The sequence below is a fragment of the Stenotrophomonas sp. GW821-FHT01H02A genome, assembly GCF_059422145.1.
Genome location: NZ_JBWKWI010000001.1, coordinates 142098 through 161937 on the forward strand (window position 1 = coordinate 142098; position 19840 = coordinate 161937).

Genomic DNA, 19840 nt, shown 5'->3' on the forward strand with positions numbered 1-19840 from the left:
CGTCAGCCGGCCGCGCGTGCCTGCAGCGCGGTGGCGAGCCGCCCTAACGCAGCGATCGCGCCGACAAAGCGCTCGTCCAGTTCCTGGCAGCACGACAGGCGCAGGCAGTGCCGGTAACGTGCACCGCGCGAGTACACCTGGCCGGGCATGAACACCACGCCCGCGGCCAGGGCCTGCTCGAACAGTTCCCCGGCATCGATGGCCGCGGGCAGTTCCACCCACAGCAGGAACCCACCGCTGGGCTGGGTGGCCGAGGTGCCGGGCGGAAAATGCTGGGCGATCAGTCCGCGCACGTGGCCGACCTGGTCGCTGTAGAGTCGGCGCAGCCCGCGCAGATGGTGTTCGTAGTTTCCGGCTTCCAGGAACGCCGCCACCGCATCGCCGAGCAGGCGTGACTCGGCGCCGGAGGAATGGAACTTGAGCAGCTGGATATCGGCCGCGAAGCGACCTCCGTCGAGCCAGCCGATCCGGTAGTCCGGCGCGAGCGTCTTGGAGAAGCCACTGCAGACCATGATCCAGCCGTCGCGATCGAAGCTCTTGGCCAACGGCTCCAGGGGTTCCTTGAACTGCAGCTCGGCGTAGACCGCATCTTCGATCAGCGGCACCTGGTGGTGGTTGACCAGTGCGGCCAGGCGTTGCTTGTTCGGCACCGGCATGCTGCCGCCGAGCGGATTGTGCACGGTCGGCATGGCCATGATCGCGGCGATACCGCCGGTCTCGAGCAGGGCTTCCAGCGCGTCCAGATCGAGCCCGTCGCGCGGGTGGGTCGGCAGTTCGATCGCACGCAGGCCCAGGCTGCGCAGTAGCGGGTAGATGTTGAAGTAGGACGGTGCTTCGATGGCGACCGCGTCGCCAGGTTTTGTCACCACGCGCAGTGCCAGTTGCAGGGCCTCCATCGCCCCGTGGGTGAGCACCAGCCGATCCACCGTGGTGTGCAGCCCCAGCCGCGGCCCGCGTTGCACGATCTGGGTCAGCAGCCGCGCCGCGCCGTTTGGACGGGCGTAGGTTTCCACCGTGGTGGCGGCACGACGCAGTACCTGCGCGGTACTGCGGGCCAGCTGCGCACCGGGGTAGAAGCGTTTGCCGCGCGGGCCGGCAAAGGCCAGATCGACGATGCCCGGCTGCTGCTGCGCGGCCAGTACGCGGGCCATCATCGCCTGCTGGCCGGGTGCGGTCGGCGGTGACGGCGCCTGTCGCAGCGATTGCGTCGGCTCGGGCAGGCGCGGACTGACCACGAAGCCGGCCTTGGGGCGCGGCAGCACCAGCCCGGCATCTTCCAGTTGCCGATAGGCGGCGATCACCGTGTTGAGGCTGAGGCTGCGCTGCGTCGCCAGCCCGCGAAGCGATGGCAGACGGGTGCCGACCGGCAGCCGTCCGCTGCGGATGGCATCGGCCATTTCATCGGCCAGGGATTGGTAGAGGTTGGTCGCCATCGCAGCTGCATCCACGGGATCTGTAACCGTGCGGATGACAGCCGTCTGCATCTGTATCCGCGCCTGGCGCCAGCCTACCATGGGCATCCCGACTTCCCTCGCGCACGGCAGGTCACGGTGTGCCGTGCGTTTTTTCTTGTTTTCAGCGTCCTCAGCGGGCCGAAATGGTGGTGCTGACCAGTCGCGGTTGTTCGCGGTACAGCGCCGGATACTGCTGCTTCAGCGCGGCCACCTTGGGCAGGTCGTTGATGCGGATGTACAGCGATTCCGGATGCAGCGTGAGGTAGTTCTGGTGGTAGCCCTCGGCGGCGAAGAACGGCTTGCCACCGTCGACCTGGGTGACCACCGGCGCGGCAAAGGTCCTGGCCTGTTGCAGCTGGGCGATGTAGGCGCGGGTGGCATCACGCTGGGCCGCATCGTCGGCATACACGGCCGAACGGTACTGGGTGCCACGGTCCGGGCCTTGCCGGTTGAGCTGGGTCGGGTCGTGCGCCACCGAGAAAAACACCTGCAGCAGCTGGCCGTAGCTCACCTGCGAGGGGTCGTAGGTCACCTGCACCGCCTCGGCATGGCCGGTGCCGCCACTGCCGACGCGTGGATAGGTCGCGGTGGAGGCGCTGCCACCGATGTAACCGGAGAGCGCATTGTCCACGCCCTTGATGTGCTGGAACACGCCCTGCACACCCCAGAAGCAGCCGCCGGCGAACACCACCTGGGCGCGCTTGATGCCGGGCTGGTGCAGGTCCGCCTTCCCGGCAGGCGGTGGCACGGCCACGGTCGCGCTGGTCGCCGCGGCGTGCGCCGGTCGATCCAGCCCAACCGCCACGCTGGCGGTGAGTACGGCGATGGCGACGGCGATGCCGCCGGCAACGAGTTTGTCGAATGCGATCTTCATGCGATGGCTCCTCACCCAAACGTAAAGGCGTAGGCGCGCACGCCCGGATCGAGGAACTCGATCTCGAAGGTGCGTTCCTGCACGGCGCCGGACTGGCGGATCAGCTGGTACAGGCGGTTTTCATCGACGTGGCCGTCGCCGTCGGCGGAAACATCGCCACCGGCCGCTGCGCCCGGCGCCTGCCCATCGATGCGCACGCGGAACCGGACCGGCTTGCCGTCTTCGCCCGGGGCCAGCACCAGGTGCAGGTCGCGCGCATGGAAGCGGAAGGCGATGCGGCCGCCGCCCGTCTCCAGCCGGGCGTCTTCGTTGCCCACGGTCCAGCGCCCGGCCAGCGCCCACTGGTTGTGCTGCAGCGTGGCAGGCACGGTGTAGTCGGCGGGTTGATCCTGGCGCTGGCCACCGGGCGAGGCGAAGTTCTCGGCCCGTGCATGGCCGAGGTAGGTCTCCGGCGATTTGAGGTTGTCCATGTCGGCCTGGCGCGCCACGCCATCCAGCGTCATCGCCACCGGTGCATCGTCACCGGGCAGCGTGTTGCCGGCTTCACGCAGCAGCTGGCGGATGATCTGCTCGGACTGCGCATAGTTGCCTTCGCCGAAGTGATGCGCGCGGATCCGGCCCTGCGCGTCGATGAAGTAGTGCGCCGGCCAGTACTTGTTGTTGAAGCCGCGCCAGATCGCGTAGTCGTTGTCGATCGCGACCGGGTAGCTGACCTTCAGGTCCTTCACGGCGCGCTGCACGTTGACCAGGTTGCGCTCGAAGGCGAACTCCGGCGCGTGCACGCCGATCACCACCAGCCCATGGTCGCGGTAGCGCTCGGCCCACTCGCGTACGTAGGGCATGGCACGCAGGCAGTTGATGCACGAGTAGGTCCAGAAATCGACCAGCACCACCTTGCCGCGCAGCGCTTGTGCATCCAAGGGTGGACTGTTGAGCCAGCCGGTGGCACCGGCCAGCGAAGGCAGGGTGCCTTCCACCGGCAGCGCTTGCCCTGTCGCGCCCGTGGCAGCGCTCATCATGGCGGCGCCAGCCACAGGCGACTGCGCCGGCAACACGTCGAGCAGACCCTGCTCCACCCGGGCCGTACTGACGGTGGACAGCCGGGTCAGTACGCCGGTATCCCACCCCATCGCGATGGCGACCACTGCCAGCAGCGCGGCGATGCCCAGTCCACGGCGCACCCACTCACCCACGCCGAGGCGCTGCTTGAGCGCGGCAAACACCCGCCCGCCGATCCAGATCGCCAGCGCGAGCGAGGTGGCCGCGCCCAGCGCGTAGGCCAGCAGCAGCCCGCTGGTGCCCACGCTCGCGCCCTGCAGCGCCGCACCGGTCAGGATCAGGCCGAGGATCGGGCCGGCGCAGGGTGCCCACAGCAGGCCGGTGGCGATGCCGATCAGCAGCGAGGTGCCCACGCCACCACGGCCGGCATCACTGGCCGCATCGGCCGAGGCACTCAGTCGCGCGCCCAGGCGCTGGAACGGCGACAGCAGGCGATCGGCCAACGCCGGCCACAGCAACGCCAGTGCGAACACCGCCATGACCACCAGCGCGATCCAGCGTCCGATCTGGTTGGCCTGCGCCACCCACTGGCTGCTCACCGCCGCCAGGCTGGCGACGACGGCAAACATCAGCGCCATGCCGATCAGCAGCGGCAACCCACTGCGCAGGAAGGGGCGGTCGGACCGAGCGAACACGAACGGCAGCACCGGCAGGATGCAGGGACTGAGGATGGTGAGCACGCCACCGAGGTAGGCCAGCACGAGCAGAAGCATGGAGAGGTCCTTCTATGACGCAGGGAAGTGCAGCGCTCAGGCCGCGATGAAGTTCATGGCCACGCCGTTCATGCAGTAGCGCAGTCCGGTCGGGCGCGGGCCGTCGTCGAAGACGTGGCCAAGATGGCCACCGCAGCGCCGGCAATGCGCCTCGACGCGGATCATGCCCAGCGTGGCGTCGCGGTCTTCACCGACGGCATCGTGCAGCGGCGCCCAGAAGCTCGGCCAGCCGGTACCGCTGTCGAACTTGGTGGCGGAGGAGAACAGCGGCAACGCGCAGCCGGCACAGGTGAAGGTGCCGCGCCGATGTTCCTTGTTGAGCGGGCTGCTGAACGGCCGCTCGGTGCTCTGCCGGCGCAGCACGCTGTACTGGGCCGGGGTGAGCTGCTCGCGCCACTGCGCATCGCTGCGCATGACCTCGAACTGGCGGACCGGCGCGGCGGGCGCCGCCGGGGCAGGGCCGCTGCAGGCAGTCAGGCCGAACAGGCCCGCGGCGGCTGCCATGCCGCCCATTCCAAGCACATTGCGACGTGTGTAACGCATGGCCGATCTCCGGGCAGGGGGACGATGCGGCCATGCTGCGCCCGGCCGGGTCAACGAATCCTCACGCAGGGTTAAATTTTCCGTGACACATTCCGGGCGCGATCCGTCGACAATGCGTCATGCCTTCCTGCCGCCTCCAGAGCCGATGAGCAGCGCCAAGCGTGTCCTGATCGTCGAAGACGATGTCCACATCGCCAACCTGCTGCGCATGCACCTGCGCGACGAGGGCTATGAGGTCACCCATGCCGCCACCGGCGACGAGGGCCTGGCCCTGCTCGAGGGGCAACCCTGGAGCGCGCTGGTGCTGGACCTGATGCTGCCCGGCGTGGACGGGCTGGAAATCTGCAAGCGCGCCCGCGCGATGACGCGCTATACCCCGATCATCATCACCAGTGCGCGTGCCAGCGAAGTGCATCGCATCCTCGGCCTGGAACTGGGCGCGGATGACTACCTGGCCAAACCCTTTTCGATGCTGGAACTGGTCGCGCGGGTGAAAGCGCTGCTGCGCCGTGTGGAAGCGATGGCGCAGAACGCGCGCATCGATGCCGGTGAAACCGAGGTGGCCGGGCTGCGCATCGATCCAGTCGCACGCACGGCGCTGGTGGAGGGACGGCCGCTGGAACTAACCCCGCGCGAGTTCGACCTGCTGTACTTCTTTGCCCGCCATCCGGGGCAGGTGTATTCGCGCATGGACCTGCTCAACCAGGTATGGGGCTACCAGCACGACGGCTACGAACACACCGTCAACACCCACATCAACCGGCTGCGCAACAAGATCGAGCGCGATGCGGCCAATCCGCAGCGCATCCAGACGGTCTGGGGGCGCGGCTACAAACTGGTCGATGGCAACGAAGGCGGCGACGCATGATCCGGCTCACCTTGTCCCAGCGCCTGTCCGCGGTGTTCTTCGCGCTGCTGTTGCTGTGCTGTGGCGCGCTGGTGTGGATCCAGATGCGCAGCACCACCGTGCATGAGCAGGAAACCGTGCAGCGCCTCTCGCGCGGGCTGGCCGAACACATCGCGCGCAGCGGCGAACTGATGGATGGCCGCGGCATGCGCAACGGCGAGGTGCGCGCGCTGTTCGGCAAGCTGATGGCGGTCAACCCGAGCGTGGAGGTGTACCTGCTCGACGACCAGGGCCGCATCCTCGGCCACGATGCCCCGGACGGCCATCTCAAGCGCAGCCGGGTCGATCTGGCGCCGGTACAGGCGCTGCTGCGCGACGAGCCGCTGCCGATCCTCGGCGATGACCCGCGCAGCGCGACCGGCCGCAAGGTGTTCAACGCGGCGCCACTATGGGTACAGGGCCACCAGGCTGGCTACATCTACGTGGTGCTGGTCGGTGAACAGCGCGAAGCGCTGGCGGCCAATATCGCGGCCAACAGCACGCTGCGCACCACGCTGTGGTCGCTGGCGATCGTGGCGGTGGTCGGCTTGCTGGCCGGCCTGGTCGCGTTCCGCTGGGTCACCCGCCCGCTGCGCCAGTTGACCCGTCGCATCCAGTCCTTCGATGTCGATGCGGCCACCCCGGATGCCGCGCCGGCGCCGGCGCCGCTGCGGATTGGCGAGCGTGATGAACTGGCGATCCTGCAGCACACCTTCGGCCACATGGCCCAGCGCCTGGGCGAGCAGTGGCAGCAGCTGCGCCAGCAGGACCTGCAGCGGCGTGAACTGGTGGCGAATATTTCCCATGACCTGCGCACGCCGCTGTCCTCGCTGCACGGGTATCTGGAAACGCTGGCGCTGAAAGACGCCACGCTCAGCGCCGACGAGCGCCAGCGTTATCTGTCGATCGCGCTGTCGCAGAGCCACAAGGTCGGGCGGCTGGCCCAGGCCCTGTTCGAGCTGGCCAGGCTGGAGCACGGCGGGGTGGTGCTGGACCGGCAGGCGTTCTCGCTGCCGGACCTGGTCCAGGATGTGTTCCAGAAGTTCGAGTTGGCGGCCGGGTCGCGCCGGCAGTCGCTGAGTGCCGACATCGCGCCCGGGTTGCCGCCGGTGGTGGCGGATCTGGCGCTGATCGAGCGGGTGCTGACCAATCTGCTGGACAACGCGATCCGGCATACGCCCGAAGGCGGCCGGATCACGGTGACGCTGCGCGCGGCCGAAGGTGAGGTGCAGATCAGCGTGGCCGACAGCGGCCCCGGTATCGCGCCGGAGCGACGCGACAGCCTGTTCACCGCCATGCCTGCACTGGGCAGCCAACGGCCTGACAGCGGCGGCCTTGGCCTGCTGATCGTGCATCGCATCCTGCAGCTGCATGGCCGCGACATCCAGCTGCTGGAGAGCTGCGCAGGGGCACTGTTCGCGTTCACGCTGCCGACCACACGCTGAGGGTCAGCGGGAGCGCGTCAGGCATTTGGCAGCAACAGCCGGAACCTTGCACCGCCGAGGACGGAGTCGCAGACGTCCGCCTGGCCACCGTGTTTGATGGCGATAATGTGGACCAGGGCCAGCCCCAGTCCGAAGCCATCGAGGTGTCGCTGCAACTGCACGTAGGGCTGGAAAATGCGTTCGCGGTCTGCCGGGGCGACCCCTGGTCCGTCATCGTCGACGGCGATGACCAGCCGTTGGTCGATCTTGGATACGCTTACCACCACCTCGCTGGCCGCATGCCGGCATGCGTTGCCGATCAGATTGCCCAGTGCCAGCAGCAGGGCATCGCGGTTGACGACGAGTGAGTGTTGATGTGAGGGCTGGAAGCGCACGCGCGGTACCCTGCTACCAGGCAGCAGACGCTGGTCGAGTGCGTCGAACAATTCGGCCACCTCCAACCGTTGCGTGCTGATCCGCAGGCTGCGCCCGAACTGCGCATAGGTCACGCCAGCCGAGGCGAGATGCTCCAACCGGGCAACGTCGGCTTTCAGGCCTTCCAGCAGCTCCGCGCCTTCCGCGTCCTCGTCACCGACCTGTATCATGGCCAGCGCGAAACGCATCCGGGTTAGCGGGGTGCGGGTTTCGTGAGCAACCGCCTGAGATAAAATCCGCTGCCCTTCCATGACTTCCTGCAGTTGGGTGGCCATGCTGGACAATGCTTCGCGCAGAGGGCGCACGAGGTGCGTGCCGACCGCCGGTGCATCGATGGCAAGGTTGCCCTGCTGTATGGCCAGCGCCATGTGGCCCAGCGCATAGACATCGCGCCAGAGCCGATAGACCAGAAAATAGAGCGGCAGTGCGATGGCGATGACAAAAATGCCGACCGTCACCAGCGTGTCCACGCTCGGGCTGTCGTACCAGGCGACATCGGCCTTGTTGGCTTTGGAAAAGTCGCCAAGCACCAGCACCTCGCTTGACCCAGGCAGCCGCTGATAACTGAAATTGGCATCTTCGGTCACGACAAGTCCCCCCTGGTCAAGATGTTGTTGGGATCGGGGATAGAGAGTGTGCGGTGCCTCGGCCAGTGGTATCACCCGAAGCGGGTAAGCGAACTGCGTCTGTAGTAGCCGTGTCAGTTGCGGCCAGTCCGCCTGTGGAGTATCGGCATAGCGAGCATGCAGAAGATGATGGATTCCCTGCAGCTGTGTGCGGATCTGCTGATCTTCGCCCTGCTCGGTGAGCGCGGCCCACAGGTAAAGTCCGGAGCCGATCAGGACCAGGTACGCTAGAACGAAACCCAAGCAATAGCGCAGGAAGAGGCGGAAATGCCCGGTGTGGTGAATGGTGGTACCGTAGGGTGCCACCGGACTCAGTCCCACCCGGCCCGGTTGAACAGATAGCCCTTGCTGCGGATGGTCTTGATGCGCTCTGGCACCTCGCCCAGGTCGCCGAGCTTGCGCCGCAGCCGTGAGATGCGGGCATCGATCGAGCGATCCAAGCCGTCGAAGCCGATGCCGCGCAGGTCGCGCAGTAGATTGTCCCGGCTGAGTATCGTTCCGGCGCTCTCGGCCAGGCACAACAGCAGATCGAACTCGGCCGTCGTCAATTCAATGCGCTCGGACTGCAGGGTCACTTCGCGGGTATCGCGCTCGATACGCAGCTGCCCGAAACACAGCGCTGGCCGGGCCTGTCGTTGGCTGCTGTCGCGACGCAGATGCGCGCGGATACGTGCCAGCAGCACGCGTGGCTCAATCGGCTTGCCGATGTAATCGTCAGCACCCAGCTCCAGCCCCAGTACCTGATCGATATCGTCGGTACGAGCGCTCAGCATGCAGATCACGCCGGGATAGCGGGGGCGGAGCGCTGCGCACACCGCAAAGCCATCGATGCCGGGCAGGGCCACGTCGAGCAGCACCACGGCCGGATCCAGCGCGGGAATCCGTTCCACGGCACTCTCGCCAGTGAGTTCGTGCAGTACCTCATAGCCGTGTTTTGCCAGATAGCCGCTCACCAGCCTGCCCAGACGCTCGTCATCCTCCACCAGCACGATATCGACCATAGCTGCATTGCCTGCCTGACCTAGCGCGATCGTAAAGCAGTACGGCAAGGCGTCGACCTTCATACGGATTGCCGCGGGCCGTTCCTGGGCCGTGGTGCCGCCCCGCTGAAACAAAGGGCGTCAATTAGTGCAGACAACGACTACTCATGGCGCATACAGCATCTTCAGTGTGCGGCGATGGATCTGAGGCGAAAACCGCTGCGGTGTCGCGTTCTGCACGTTGTTACGTGTGGTTACACATCGTCGAGAATGGTTTCGACAGGCACACGCGCACTGCACTGACATGCGGCCGGCAGGAATCCACGCTGTGCACTCCCAATCACGGAGTCACCTATGTACATCAAGCGATCCCTTATTGCCTTGTCGCTGGCCCTGGTCGCCACCACCGCCCACGCGTCTCCCCAAGATCGTGACGGCGCTTATGTTTACGGTGGTCTTGGCAAAATGCACGCCAAGTGGAAGACCCCAGCCGCAGACGTGGTACCCGGTGAAAAACGCAAGCAGCGTGATTCCGGGGCTAGCTACGCCATGGGCAGTGGCTATCGATTCGGACCATTCCTGGCCGCGGAAGCTTCGTTTGAGAACACGCTCAACAACAGCCGCCGTAAGGATGTGCCGCGGCTGACGAACCGCTCGCTCAATGTTGGTGCGCTTGCAGTGCTGCCGATTGGTAATCATGTCGAGTTGTTTGGCAAAGTGGCGGCAGGAAGTCGCCAGCAGAGCTGGGCACCCCCCAAGAGCGCCGCTGTGGATACCAAGCGGATCCGTCAGAGCAAGTTCGCCACAACCCCCAGCGTCGGCGCGAACGTCTATCTGACCGAGACACTGGCCGTGCGCGCCGAGTACAGCATTCCACTGTCGGCCAACAGGAAGGTAGAGCAAGCCGCAGGGGTCGAAAGGCTGCGTCTGAATACCTGGAACGTGGGTATGTCCTACCGCTTCTGATTCGAGCGACCGGCGCCGATCCGTGCGGATCGGTGGCGGCTTCCCAAGGTGAGCGGGTGCAATGCCGCGCGCTCACTTCCCGGTAGGAGAAAGACCCATGAATGGTATCTGTGGCGCGGTCCTGCGCCTTGGGCAGTGCGCAGCGGGACTGTCGCAGCACGTGCAAGCCATGAGTGTGACGCCACGCCATCGTGACAGCTTGCCGCCTACGCTCTGGTGTGAAGAAAAGGAGGGCGTGGCACTGGCACAGTTGCACGTCGGTGCGGCGAGGGAAGGCCGGCCTCGCAGGTCTCGGTGTGGGCGCTACGTGCTGTGCATGGATGGCAGGTTGAACGTGCGCACGGCCCTGGAACGTGAGTACGCCACGAGCGTCCATCCAGATGTGGATGATGCGACCCTGCTGTTGCTGTCCATTGCGGCGCGTGGGGTGCAGCGCACACTGCACGATTGCGATGGCACGTTTGCGCTGTCGGTATGGGACTGCCAGGACAAGGTGCTCTGGTTGGCCCGCGATCGGGTGGGTGCCCGTCCGCTCTATTACGGGTGGTGCCATGGCAACGTATTGTTCAGCTCCAGCCTTACATCATTGCACGGCTATCCTGGCTTTCAGGCGCCGGTCAATCGTGATGCGCTTACTCTGTTGCTTCGATATGGCTATATCCCTGCCCCGCACAGCATTCAGCAGGGCGTTTTCAAGGTTGCAGCGGGCTGCGTGGTCCGTCTCAATCTGGCGGTGCGCGAAGCCGGCGCAGTCGCGCATGTCGATCATGCAGGCGGTCGCCGCTACTGGGATGCCCGTGAGGACATGTGCGCCGCCATTGACGAGAGGGCCTACTCAACACTGAGTTTCGACGATGCGGTTGGAGAACTGGAGCTGCTTCTGCACAATGCGGTCTCGCGATGCAGGCCCCAAGGCGCTCCGGCGGCGGCATTTCTCTCCGGAGGGACTGATTCATCGCTGGTAACTGCGGTGCTGCAATCCCAGTCCACGCTGCCGGTGGAGACCTTCACGGTCGGCTTCGATGATCCGCGTCATGACGAATCCCGCTGGGCGGATCAGGTCGCTGGGCGCCTGAGGACGCAGCATACCCGGCACACCCTGCGTCGGGACGAGGCGGCGGCGCTGGTGGCGACCCTGCCGGATGTTTGGTGTGAGCCCTTTGCCGATGCATCCCAGGTGCCGACGCTGCTGGCGTGCGCGCTGGTTGCCAAAGAACACAGCACCGTGCTCACCGGCGATGGGGGAGATGAACTGTTCCATGGCCATGGGGCCTATCAGAGAGCCCTGCGCAATGCGGCCTGGACCGCGCGCATGCCTGCGCCATTGCGGGCAATGCTGCAGCGATGGCCGAAGCGTCACGGCGAGCGTGCTCGACTGGGTGGATGGCCCGCGCTGCACTCGGAGTTGCAGGCAGAGAGTCTGGAAGCACACTACCTGCTGCGCGTATCGCGTTGGCGCGATCCATCCCGCGCGGTGCTGCACGCAAGTGAGCCTCTTACGCTCTTCGCCGACTGCCAGCGATGGCTGCATGCGGGTGATCCGGCTGACCGAGTCCAGTACTTGGACTTCATGATGGATCTCGGCAACGGGATCATGACCAAGATCGATCGTGCCGGTGCCACGCATGGACTGGACACGCAGTCACCACTACTTGATGCCGCCGTCGCACGCTTTGCCTGGTCACTCCCCAGCCCGTTCAAATACGCCGGTGGCGAGCACAAGCGCATTCTCAAGCGGCTGCTCTGCCGACATCTCCCGGAGCAACTGGTCCACCGTCCGAAAATGGGCTTCGGGCCCCCCGTGGCGGCCTGGCTGGCTGGCCCTCTGTTTCCATGGGCAGACGCGCTGCTCGACGAGCAACGCCTGCGTAGAGAGGGATATTTCGATGTGGCCGTGGTCGGGCGTATCTGGGGCGAGTTCTGCCAAGGGCGCCGCAAGTGGCATACCCATCTCTGGCCCATCTTGATGTTCCAAGCCTGGCTGGAACGGCACCGCCAGGCGATCTCAGAGGTCTGAACCCTGCACAAAAAGGTTATTCACTCAACTCCGGGGAAGGTCGCCCGGATCTTGCGGAAGAAATTAGGCGTCGTCTCGGTATCCGTAGGCGACGCGCTTGATGACCTTGATCTTGTTATTGATCCCCGCGACTATATTCGTTCCAAGAGGCCATCGGCAATGAGCCAGGATGCTTGGCAGATCGAGGTGCAGGCGACGGACAAACACCTGCTGGGGCTCAAGGCGGCTACGCAAGGCGCATTGTCGCCAGCTCTTCCATGCTTTTTCTACCCAAGCTTGGCTGCGGTAGCGCCCGGGTTGCGTTGTCCTGGCGTAGCCTGTTGGCCTCATTCACGCGGATCCGGTCGATGACCTATCGGCCGTATTCGGCCGACGTCCCCCGTCCTGAGTAGTGGGCGGGTTTAGAGTCCGGTGCTGATCTTATCCCTCTTGGCAGCCAACTGCGCGGCGTACTGGGCTGGTGTCAGTCCGCCAAGTGCTCGTTTAGGCCTTTCTTCGTTGTAGTCACGCCGCCAGCTTTCGATACTGGTCCTGGCATGTAGCAACGTCGGGAACCAATGCTCGTTCAGACATTCATCGCGCAGCCGCCCGTTGAAGGACTCAACGTAAGCATTTTGGTTCGGCTTGCCTGGCTCGATCAGGCGCAGGGCAATTCCCTTCTCGTGAGCCCACGCCACCATCGCTTTGCCGCAAAACTCCTTGCCGTTGTCTGTCCTGATCACTTGCGGTAAACCGTGCTGAACGGCCAAGCTGTCCAGCACCCTGGCAACGCCCTGCCCGGAAATGGCCCGTTCCACCTCGATAGCCACGGCCTCGTGGGTGGCGTCGTCAACGATGGTCAGGCACTTGATTACTCGGCCTTCCGCGGTGCGGTCGAACACAACATCCATCGACCACACCTGATTGGCGGCGGACGGGCGCAGCAAGGGCTGACGCTCACCGACAGGCACCTTCTTGCGCTTCCTGCGCCGCACCTGAAGGCCCGCTTCCTGATACAGGCGCTCCACGCGCTTGTAGTTCACGACAAGCCCCTTCTGTCGCAATTTCAGATGGATCATGCCCACGCCGTAACGTCGATGCCGGTATGCCAGACTTGCTGCGCCACAGGTAGTACGAGGCCTCACTGAAGCCATGCTGGCGGCATAGTTCCTTGATCGGCATGCCCGCCTCGGCCTCGCGCAGGAAGCCAATGATCTGTTCTTCGGGCTTTTCAACAGACGAATGTCTGGTCAAAGCGCTTCTTCACGTCCAATCTCCTTGTCGCTGAGGCTTGGACTCCAAACCATTGCGCTACTCAATCTCGGGGGGACGTCGTTGAGCCTCTCCCCCAGATGGGAGAAGAACCAAAAAAAGACCCGACAGAGGGAGGGTTCTGTCGGGTCTGGGATTGCGTGGGGGGAGGGACCCACGCAAATTCGATGTTGTCCGGCTCAGCCGCGGGTCTTGCCTGCGCTGGGCGCAGCGGCCGCGAACGGCTGCCGGGCGAGTTCGCTGAAGGCTTCGGAGGCCTTCAGCCCCAGGCCGGCCACTTCCTGGCTGGCGCTGGTCCAACGGGCGAGGTTGTCACGTGCCAGTTGCGCGCCTTTGGGCAGCAGCGACTGCAGCGTGCCGGCATCCTGTGACTGCACGATTTCACCGAAGAACCCGCTGGTGGCAGTGATGTTCTTCTCCAGCGTCTTCAACTGCACCCCGAACATGCTTTCGGCATTTTCCAGTGCGAGCCGGTTGGCGCGCGTGGCCGTGGCGGCCAGCTGGCGGGTGTAGTCGCTGAAGGAATCGGTGAACGCGGGCGCCATGGTCAGGACAGCTCGAGAACGTTGATGCGATGCAGCATACGCGGAATATATTGCGATGCAACATGTTTTTGCCGATCCGGTCCGGATTTGCCCTGCCGCGCTCAGAAACGCTTCAGGATCAACGGGATGGAGAGGCATCCCGCCGGCGATCAACCGCGATAGCGGCAGCCGGAGGTGCAGGTTTCATGCACCGTGACTTCGCTCAGCGCTGACAGAGCCGGCTTGAGCTCGTTCCAGATCCAGATCGCCAGCCGCTCGCTGGTCGGGTTCTCCAGACCGGGGATGTCATTGAGGTAGTGGTGGTCCAGGCGGTCATAGATCGGCTGGAAAGCGGCTTTGACGTCGCCGAAATCCATGATCCAGCCGGTCTGCTCACCCGGCTCGCCTTCCACTTTCAGTTCCACCCGGAACGAGTGGCCGTGCAGCCGCGCACACTTGTGGCCCGGCGGCACGTTGGGGAGGTGGTGAGCGGCCTCGAGGGTAAAAACTTTGAAGATTTCCATGGCGGCATTGTAGCGGCGGGCCGGGAGTGACGCCGGTCCCGTTTGTTAACTTTCGCTGACGAAAACACTTCCATCCGGATGAAGAGATGTTAGTTTCTCTTATATCCGTATGAAGAGATGTTATTGGCCAGGGTTCAGCCAGGCATGGACTACTGCGAAACTTGTCGTCCACCACCCCACTGAAGTTCATGCCCAAGCACACTCTTCTTGTAGCGGCGTTGTCCATCGCTCTGGCAACGCCTTTGGCTGCGTTCGCCGACGCTGCCCCCGATGCCGCCGCCTCCGGCGACAGCAAGACCCTCGCCGCGGTGCGGGTCACCGGGTCCAACATCAAGCGCACCGATACCGAATCGGCCAACCCGGTGCAGGTGATCGAGCGCCAGCAGCTGGAGGAGACCGGTAAGGCCACCGTCGCCGACCTGCTGCGCTCGATCTCGGCCAACACCGGCAACGCCAACAACGAAACCACCAACAACGGCTGGGCCTCCGGTTCGGCCGGGATCGGCCTGCGCGGCCTGTCGCAGAAGAACACGCTGGTGCTGCTCAACGGGCGCCGCCTGGCCAACTATGGCTTCCCGGCTGGCGGCCTGTCGGACACCTTCGTCAATCTCAACGCGCTGCCGCTGGTCGCCGTGGAGCGCATCGAAGTGCTCAAGGACGGCGCTTCGGCCGTGTACGGCTCCGATGCGGTGGCCGGTGTGGTCAACATCATCACCCGGCAGAATTTCGAAGGCGCCGCACTCGGTGGCAGCCTCGGCACCGCCGACCAGGGCGGGCTGGACGAGCAGAACCTGAAGTTCATCGGCGGCATCGGTGACCTGGACACGGACGGCTACAACATCCTGGTCAGCCTGGAAGGCTACAACCGCGAGCGCCTGGACCAGGACCAGCGTGACCTGACCAAGTCGGGCATCTATACCGACAAGCCCGGCGGCCGCTGGAATGGCTGGTCGGCCAAGGGCGCGCGTTACCTGGTCAACGGCACCTCGGTGCCGATGCTGGATGCCAACGGCAACTGCCCGGCGGGCACCACGCTGGTGGCCAGCGCGCCGATCGATGGCCTGGCCGGCAACACCTGCGGCTTCAACCAGGCGCCGTACACCACGCTGATCCCCTCGACCAAGCGCTACCAGGCCTACGTCAACGGCACCTTCCGGGTGAATGACAACGTCGAAGCCTTCGGTGAAGTGCTCTACAGCGACATCAAGGGCGTTGCCTGGTTCGGCAGCAGCCCGTTCTTCACCCTGGAAAGCGGCCGCTTCGCGCTCAACGCCGATACCGGCCTGGCCGAGCCGGTGTCGTCGAACCTGCCGGCCAGCAGTCCGTACAACCCGTACGGCCGCGCGGTGCCGATCGAGTACACGTTCTTCAACCTCGGCGCGACCATCAAGACCAACCGCTCGCAGGCCTACCGCGGCCTGGTCGGGCTGCGCGGCAGCCTGCAGAACTGGGACTGGGAAGTGGGTGCCTTCGGCGCGCGCAGCAGTGAGCGCGAGACTGTCTCCGGCGGCTTCGCCAACCGCTATGCGCTGGCCGATGCCCTCGCCACCGGCAGCTACAACCTGCTCAATCCCGCGGCCACCCCGCAGGACGTGCTCAACGCGATCAACATCAGCACGCTGCGTCCGGCCGAGTCGGTGCTGCAGGGCGTGGATGCCAAGATCTCCGGTGCGATCGGCCACACCTGGGCGGGCGAGATCGGGTTTGCCGCGGGTGCCGAATGGCGCCGCGAGAAACTCGATTCCAACAACCCCTGGCAGATCGATGCGGGCCTGCAGATCCGTCCGGCGATCGCCGAGGTGCATGGCGAGCGCAAGGTCACCGCCGCCTATGCCGAAGTGAACGTGCCGCTGGCCGAGCGCCTGGAACTGCAGGCGGCCGCGCGTGCCGATCACTACAGCGACTTTGGCGATGCCTTCTCGCCCAAGCTGAGCCTGCGTTGGCAGCCGTGGGACATCCTGCTGGTGCGTGCCGCCGCTTCCAAGGGTTTCCGCGCGCCGTCGCTGTCGGAGAACTCCAACAGCACCAGCATCGCCTACGGCAGCGTGATCGATCCGCGCGATCCGGACGTGCCGGGCTCGCGGCAGAACCCGACCTTCTTCACCGTCGGCAACAACGACCTCAAGCCCGAGCGCACCAAGAGCTTCAACGCCGGCATCGTGCTCTCGCCGTGGTCCAACACCAGCCTGAGCGTGGACTACTACCGCATCGAGCTGGAGAACCTGGTGGGCACCAACAACACCCAGACCCTGGTCACCGATGACGTACCCGGTGCAGTGCTGCGCGATGAGCGCGGCAAGCTGCTGGCGGTCTACAACCGCTACCAGAACCTGAGCGAGCTGAAGACCTCCGGCTTCGATGTCGAACTGCGCCAGCGCTTCCCCACCGAGCGTGCCGGCGACTTCGGCCTGAGCACTGCCTTCACCCACGTGCGCGACTACAGCCGCCCCACCGTGGTCGGTGGTCCGCTGGTGGATTACGCCGGCAGCAACCTCGGCGCCACCCTGCCCAAGAACAAGGCGACCACCACCTTCGACTGGAGCTACGGCGATTTCCGCACGGCGCTGACCTGGTACTACACCAGCGGCTATGACCAGAAGGCCAGCGCCGCGGCCACCGCCGTGCAGGACCGCGTGGATGCGTACAACCAGTTCGATCTGTACCTGGGTTACACCGGCATCGACAAGCTGACCCTGTACGCGAAGATCCAGAACCTGGCCGACGAAGAGCCGCCGTATGACGCCTCGTTCCCGGGCATCCGCGCGCCGTACGACTTCAGTCAGTACGACCTGCGCGGCCGCTACTTCACGGTCGGCTTCGACTACCGCTTCTGACCTTGTCCACTGCACCGGAGCGTGCGCATCCACAGGGCCGGAAGGAACCGGCCCGTCTCCCGGGGAATCGCTGTGTCACTGCAACGTCTGCTCTCTCCCATCGCCTGGTTGGCGTTGGTGCTGTGCCTGTCCGCTGCGCCTGCGTCCGCGCAGAGCGCGTATTTCTTCCCGGCCGGCGGTGATTTCGATCCTGCCGTGCCGACCCCGCAGCAGTTCCTCGGCTATGAGATCGGCAGCCGCTACACGCGGCACGATCAGCTGGTGGCCTATTTCAACGAACTGGCCAGACACTCCGACAAGATCAAGGTCGAGGAGATCGGCCGCAGCTACGAAGGACGTCCGCTGCTGATCGCTACGGTGACCTCGGCGCAGAACCTGCAGAACCTGGAGGCATTACGTCGCCAGCACGTCACCCTGGCCGATCCCGCGCAGCCGCTCTCGGCCGCCGGCAGCAGCCCGGTGGTGGTGTGGCTGGGCTACAGCGTGCACGGCAATGAAACCTCCAGCGGTGAAGCGGCGATGCTGACCGCCTACTACCTGGTCACCAACCGCAGTGCGGAGACCGCGCAGTGGCTGCAGCAGGCGGTGGTGTTGTTCGATCCGGCGCAGAACCCGGACGGGCGCGACCGCGCGGCGAGCTGGCACAACGCGTATGCGTCCTCGCCGGCCTCGGCCGATCCGGCCGACAAGGAACATGTCGAACCGTTCCCGCAGGGCCGCACCAATCACTACTTCACCGATCTCAACCGCGACTGGCTGGCACTGACCCAGCAGGACACGCGGCCGAAGATCGCCTACTTCCACCAGTGGTATCCCAACGTCCAGATCGACTTCCACGAGATGGGCAAGGACAGCACCTACTACTTCGAACCGTCGCCGGCGAGCATGCACAGCCCGCTCATTCCGGCGGCGTCATATGCGTTCAACAAGACCCTGGCCAAGTACCACGCACAGTCGCTGGATGCGCTCGGCTCGCTGTACTACACCGGGGAGAACTACGACAACTTCTCGCCGGTGTACGGCTCGACCTACCCGGACTTCCACGGTGCGGTGGGTGTGACCGTGGAGCAGGCCAGCTCGCGCGGCCGCGTGCAGGAATCGGTCAACGGCCTGCTGACCTTCGGCTTCACCATCCGCAACCAGGTGGCGACCGGACTGGGGACCGTGCGTGGCGCGGTGACCGAACGCGACGGGTTGCTGAAGCTGCAGAAGGACTTCTTCCAGTCCGCGTTGAAGCAGGCCAGCCAGCAGCCGGTGAAGTCGTTCGTGTTCGGCGATGCGGCCGATCCGGGGCTCACCCAGCGCCTGCTGGACCTGCTGCTGCAGCACCAGATCACCGTGCAGTCACTGAGCGCCCCGGTGACCGTGGAGGGGCAGCGCTTCGAGCCGGGCAGCGCCTACGTGGTGCAGGCGGCGCAGCCGCAGTTCCGCCTGGTGCATTCGATCTTCGCCGATACCCCGCCGATCAAGGGCGATGTGTTCTACGGCAGTACCTCCTATGCGATCGCACCGGCCTACGGCATCGCGTTCGCCGCCAGCCGCAGCCGGATTGCCGGTGGCGAGCGCGTCGCCAGTGTGCCGGCCGCCAACGGTGGCGTGGTCGGTGGCCAGGCCGGCTACGCCTACGTGTTCGATTGGCGCGATTACAACGCCAGCCGCGCGCTGTATGCGCTGCAGGCAAAGGGCCTGCTGACCCGCGCCGCGTTCCAGCCGTTCACCGCAGCCACCGCGCAGGGCGAGCAATCGTTCGGCTACGGCAGCGTGGTGGTGCCGGTGGCGGGCCAGCCGCTGGCCGGTGCCGAATTGTTGGCGGCCATCGACGCGGTTGGGCGCAGCAGTGGCGTGCACATCCAGGCGTTGTCCAGCGGGCAGAGCCGCAGCGGTATCGATCTGGGCAGCGACAGCGTCAAGGCGCTGCGCAAGCCAGCGGTCGCGCTGGTGATGGGCGAAGGCGTGAGTGCCACCGAAATCGGCTCGGCGTGGTTCCTGCTGGACCAGCACCTGCAACTGCCGGCCAGCAAGATCGATCCGGCCCAGCTCGGCAAGGTCGCTCTGGATCGCTACACCACCATTGTCCTGGCCGGGGGCACCTACGGTGGCGTCGATGCTACCGCCGTGGCCGCGCTCAAGCGCTGGATCAATGCTGGCGGCACGTTGATCACCTATGGCACCGCCGCGCGCTGGGCGATCGAACAGAAGCTCAGCGACGAAGTGCTGGGGCCGGAGGAGAAGGAACCGGAGGCGGCACGACGCGCCTTTGGCGACCAGCGCGACATCGCCGCGATCGAACGCGTGAGCGGCAACATCCTCAGCGCCGACGTGGACACCACGCATCCGCTGGGCTTCGGCGTGCCGCGCCGGCAGCTGGCCGTGAACAAGGAAAACGGCCTGAGCTTCCAGCCCAGCCGCAACCCGTTCTCCACGGTGGTACGCATCGACGAAGCGCCGAAGGTCAACGGTTACCTCTCCGAGCGCAATCGTAGCCGGGTCGCTGGTGCTGCCTGGCTGCTGGTGTCGCCGCAGGGGCAGGGCAACGTGGTGCTGTTCGCCGATGACCCGGCCCACCGCAAGTACTGGCATGGTACCGAGCGCCTGCTGTTGAACGCGATCTTCTTCGGCAACCAGCTCAACCCGACCAAGCCGCGCGGCTGACCCACACGGGTAGCGCCGACCGTTGGTCGGCTGTCGCGGTGCGCGGATGGCATACAGCCGACCAACGGTCGGCTCTAC

Annotated in this window: 14 protein-coding genes and 2 pseudogenes; 6 read left to right on the top strand and 10 right to left on the bottom strand. The window is 65.4% G+C overall.

Annotation, left to right across the window (positions count from 1 at the left end):
• Positions 1 to 2 precede the first annotated feature (2 nt).
• The 4 genes from AC07WC_RS00690 to msrB form a co-directional block, all read right to left on the bottom strand.
• A complete protein-coding gene (locus AC07WC_RS00690; RefSeq protein ID WP_495208353.1) occupies positions 3 to 1433 on the bottom strand; it encodes an aminotransferase-like domain-containing protein in 1431 nt (476 codons plus the stop codon).
• Between the two features lie 151 nt (positions 1434 to 1584).
• On the bottom strand, positions 1585 to 2328 hold the full coding sequence (gene msrA, locus AC07WC_RS00695) for a peptide-methionine (S)-S-oxide reductase MsrA (RefSeq protein ID WP_495208354.1): 744 nt from the start codon (positions 2326 to 2328) through the stop codon (positions 1585 to 1587).
• 11 nt (positions 2329 to 2339) lie between these two features.
• On the bottom strand, positions 2340 to 4100 hold the full coding sequence (locus AC07WC_RS00700) for a cytochrome c biogenesis protein DipZ (RefSeq protein ID WP_495208355.1): 1761 nt from the start codon (positions 4098 to 4100) through the stop codon (positions 2340 to 2342).
• Between the two features lie 36 nt (positions 4101 to 4136).
• Positions 4137 to 4643: a peptide-methionine (R)-S-oxide reductase MsrB gene (gene msrB / locus AC07WC_RS00705; RefSeq protein WP_495208356.1), complete on the bottom strand. Its 507-nt coding sequence runs from the start codon at positions 4641 to 4643 to the stop codon at positions 4137 to 4139.
• A 145-nt stretch (positions 4644 to 4788) separates the two neighbouring features.
• Between msrB and AC07WC_RS00710 the strand changes: the two genes are divergently transcribed.
• On the top strand, positions 4789 to 5511 hold the full coding sequence (locus tag AC07WC_RS00710; protein ID WP_495208357.1) for a response regulator transcription factor: 723 nt from the start codon (positions 4789 to 4791) through the stop codon (positions 5509 to 5511).
• Positions 5508 to 6974, top strand: a complete 1467-nt coding sequence (locus AC07WC_RS00715; protein ID WP_495208358.1) for a sensor histidine kinase — start codon at positions 5508 to 5510, stop codon at positions 6972 to 6974. Before AC07WC_RS00710 ends, AC07WC_RS00715 begins: the two co-directional genes overlap by 4 nt.
• 17 nt (positions 6975 to 6991) lie before the next feature.
• Here AC07WC_RS00715 and AC07WC_RS00720 read toward each other — a convergent pair whose 3' ends face one another.
• Positions 6992 to 8320: an ATP-binding protein gene (locus AC07WC_RS00720; RefSeq protein WP_495208359.1), complete on the bottom strand. Its 1329-nt coding sequence runs from the start codon at positions 8318 to 8320 to the stop codon at positions 6992 to 6994.
• Positions 8321 to 8325: 5 nt separating this feature from the next.
• Positions 8326 to 9015: a winged helix-turn-helix domain-containing protein gene (locus tag AC07WC_RS00725; RefSeq protein ID WP_495208360.1), complete on the bottom strand. Its 690-nt coding sequence runs from the start codon at positions 9013 to 9015 to the stop codon at positions 8326 to 8328.
• Positions 9016 to 9348: 333 nt separating this feature from the next.
• Between AC07WC_RS00725 and AC07WC_RS00730 the strand changes: the two genes are divergently transcribed.
• Both AC07WC_RS00730 and AC07WC_RS00735 read left to right on the top strand, forming a co-directional pair.
• Positions 9349 to 9960, top strand: coding sequence for a porin family protein (locus AC07WC_RS00730; protein ID WP_495208361.1), 612 nt, complete (start codon positions 9349 to 9351; stop codon positions 9958 to 9960).
• Between the two features lie 97 nt (positions 9961 to 10057).
• On the top strand, positions 10058 to 11977 hold the full coding sequence (locus AC07WC_RS00735; RefSeq protein WP_495208362.1) for an asparagine synthetase B family protein: 1920 nt from the start codon (positions 10058 to 10060) through the stop codon (positions 11975 to 11977).
• Between the two features lie 20 nt (positions 11978 to 11997).
• On the opposite strand, the pseudogene AC07WC_RS00740 reads toward AC07WC_RS00735, so the two are convergent.
• The 4 genes and pseudogenes from AC07WC_RS00740 to queD form a co-directional block, all read right to left on the bottom strand.
• Positions 11998 to 12307, bottom strand: a pseudogene (locus AC07WC_RS00740) (transposase).
• A 71-nt stretch (positions 12308 to 12378) separates the two neighbouring features.
• Positions 12379 to 13138: pseudogene (locus AC07WC_RS00745) on the bottom strand (IS3 family transposase).
• A 269-nt stretch (positions 13139 to 13407) separates the two neighbouring features.
• Positions 13408 to 13773, bottom strand: coding sequence for a phasin family protein (locus tag AC07WC_RS00750; RefSeq protein WP_495208363.1), 366 nt, complete (start codon positions 13771 to 13773; stop codon positions 13408 to 13410).
• A gap of 149 nt (positions 13774 to 13922) precedes the next feature.
• Entirely contained in the window at positions 13923 to 14276 is a 354-nt protein-coding gene (gene queD, locus AC07WC_RS00755) for a 6-carboxytetrahydropterin synthase QueD (protein ID WP_495208364.1), read from the bottom strand.
• 188 nt (positions 14277 to 14464) lie between these two features.
• On the opposite strand from queD, the gene AC07WC_RS00760 reads away from it, so the two are divergent.
• Positions 14465 to 17110 (top strand): TonB-dependent receptor, encoded by a 2646-nt coding sequence (locus AC07WC_RS00760; protein ID WP_495208751.1) that lies wholly within the window; start codon positions 14465 to 14467, stop codon positions 17108 to 17110.
• A 78-nt stretch (positions 17111 to 17188) separates the two neighbouring features.
• A complete protein-coding gene (locus tag AC07WC_RS00765) occupies positions 17189 to 19762 on the top strand; it encodes a M14 family zinc carboxypeptidase (RefSeq protein ID WP_495208752.1) in 2574 nt (857 codons plus the stop codon).
• Positions 19763 to 19840 lie beyond the last annotated feature (78 nt).

Bases quoted from the DNA above. Each gene is read 5' to 3' on its own strand.
- AC07WC_RS00690 (WP_495208353.1), bottom strand. From the start codon at position 1,433: ATGGCGACCAACCTCTACCAATCCCTGGCCGATGAAATGGCCGATGCC.
- AC07WC_RS00735 (WP_495208362.1), top strand. From the start codon at position 10,058: ATGAATGGTATCTGTGGCGCGGTCCTGCGCCTTGGGCAGTGCGCAGCG.
- msrA (WP_495208354.1), bottom strand. From the start codon at position 2,328: ATGAAGATCGCATTCGACAAACTCGTTGCCGGCGGCATCGCCGTCGCC.
- AC07WC_RS00750 (WP_495208363.1), bottom strand. From the start codon at position 13,773: ATGGCGCCCGCGTTCACCGATTCCTTCAGCGACTACACCCGCCAGCTG.
- AC07WC_RS00715 (WP_495208358.1), top strand. From the start codon at position 5,508: ATGATCCGGCTCACCTTGTCCCAGCGCCTGTCCGCGGTGTTCTTCGCG.
- AC07WC_RS00730 (WP_495208361.1), top strand. From the start codon at position 9,349: ATGTACATCAAGCGATCCCTTATTGCCTTGTCGCTGGCCCTGGTCGCC.
- AC07WC_RS00700 (WP_495208355.1), bottom strand. From the start codon at position 4,100: ATGCTTCTGCTCGTGCTGGCCTACCTCGGTGGCGTGCTCACCATCCTC.
- queD (WP_495208364.1), bottom strand. From the start codon at position 14,276: ATGGAAATCTTCAAAGTTTTTACCCTCGAGGCCGCTCACCACCTCCCC.
- msrB (WP_495208356.1), bottom strand. From the start codon at position 4,643: ATGCGTTACACACGTCGCAATGTGCTTGGAATGGGCGGCATGGCAGCC.
- AC07WC_RS00710 (WP_495208357.1), top strand. From the start codon at position 4,789: ATGAGCAGCGCCAAGCGTGTCCTGATCGTCGAAGACGATGTCCACATC.
- AC07WC_RS00725 (WP_495208360.1), bottom strand. From the start codon at position 9,015: ATGGTCGATATCGTGCTGGTGGAGGATGACGAGCGTCTGGGCAGGCTG.
- AC07WC_RS00760 (WP_495208751.1), top strand. From the start codon at position 14,465: ATGCCCAAGCACACTCTTCTTGTAGCGGCGTTGTCCATCGCTCTGGCA.